At 70.7% G+C, this 1620-nt stretch carries 1 protein-coding gene; it reads left to right on the forward strand.

Translation table 11 applies throughout. From position 1 onward, the window contains the following. Positions 1-492 precede the first annotated feature (492 nt). Positions 493-1530, forward strand: a complete 1038-nt coding sequence (locus ACF1A1_RS39295; RefSeq protein WP_392006979.1) for a hypothetical protein — start codon at positions 493-495, stop codon at positions 1528-1530. The last annotated feature ends 90 nt before the right edge of the window (positions 1531-1620 follow it).

Genomic DNA, 1620 nt, shown 5'->3' on the forward strand with positions numbered 1-1620 from the left:
CACCGCACCCCACCCGAACGCACCGACCACAACCCCCCGTCGGCCACCGGCACCAGAAGGACCGAACGCCTCATCTCACCCACCAGCGCACGAGGGTCCCCGACTCCCCTTCTCCGCTCGGCGATCCGCTCGGCGAGCGCTGTCCTCGCCTGCTCCACGTTCCCTCCCTCGGTCGCTGACAGCACCGTAGAACATGACGCCCGCGAAGGTGTCGGCGGTTCTTCGGGCGGCTCCCCCAGGGCCCCGCAGGTCGCCCTCAGTCGGAGACCGCCGTGGAAACGGGGCCAGTTCTTCGCGGTGCAGACGCGAGTAGAGGGGTGACGCGAGGGCCTCACTTCCGGAGTGCGTCGAGTCGGATCGTTTCCGACGGGCTACGTGAGGAGGAGGTCGCGAAGCGGCTGGTCCCGCTGTCGACAGTGCGCCCGCAAGGCGGTGAGGCCGCGGGAGGGCACACCTGATCAGATGCCTTCGCGGCCATCAACCAGGTGCTGGGTGGAGCCGCGCACGGAGCCGACGACGACCTCGAGCGGCCCACTCGAGCCCGTCGACCGGCTCCGGGCACGCAACACGGCCGCACTGGACGCGCTCGTGCCGGCGCTGCCCCCACTGGTGACCGCCTGGTGCCGCCGTCACGGCGTCCAGGTGCCCGCGGGGTGGCACGGGGCGGTGCTGCTGGAATGCAGGAGTTTCCTCGACGGAACCGGGCTGGGCGACCTGCTGCCGCTGAGCGAGGGCCGTCTGCTCGACGCGGTGGGACGCGCCGTGGGATGGCCCGCCGGAATGCCTCACGCCGCGGACCCCGCGGCGCTGGGCCTCACCGAGAAGGACCTGGCGCAGACGGCGACACGCGCCCGGGATGCCGGTGTCTCCACCATCGTCGCTCCGCGCACGATCACCATCGGGGATGCCGAGGTCAGGGCCGGAAGCGACCAGCTCTCCACCATCGCGGACATCGCATCGAAAACCATCGACGAGGCTTTCCTCGCCCAGTCGGGCAGGGTGCGCCTGGACACCGTGGCCGGTGTGCCCCGGCCACGAAGCGGAGACGGACCCTCCGCCAAGCCGCGCATCGTCGTCGCACAGACGAAGCGGACCAACGAGGACCAGCGGTCCGCCATCGACCTGGTCGGGGAGGTGGCCGCGCGCGCCTGGCTCCAACGCCACTACGCCGACGTGCGGTGGACCTCGGGCTACGCGGCCGTCGTCAACGGCGACGAGGAGGCGTCCGACTCCCTGGGCCACGACTTCGAGGTCACCTGGCGTGACACCACCCGGCTGTACGAGGTGAAGGCACTGAGCGACCCGTGCGCCGGGCGGGTGGAGTTCGAACTCGGACCGTCCGAGGTGGACGCGGCTCGCCGCCACGCCCGGGGCAACCGCTACCGCATCCTGTTGATCACCTCGGCCCTCGTCCCGGAGGAACGCCGCGTCTTCGACCTGCCGAACCCGTTCTCGGCCCAGGGACGTGACCGCTTCAGGATGGTCAGCCGGGGGGTGCGGTACCAGTGCTCGCCATTGGGGAAGGGCTAGGTCGTTTCTGATGGCTCTTGCTGGGCTGGGTGGATCTCGTAGTTGGCCGGGCAGGACGCCCGTATGGTGCGGCGACACGAACTCACGGAC

Source organism: Streptomyces sp. NPDC014995 (assembly GCF_043080745.1).
In the GTDB taxonomy this organism is placed as follows: Bacteria; Actinomycetota; Actinomycetes; order Streptomycetales; family Streptomycetaceae; genus Streptomyces.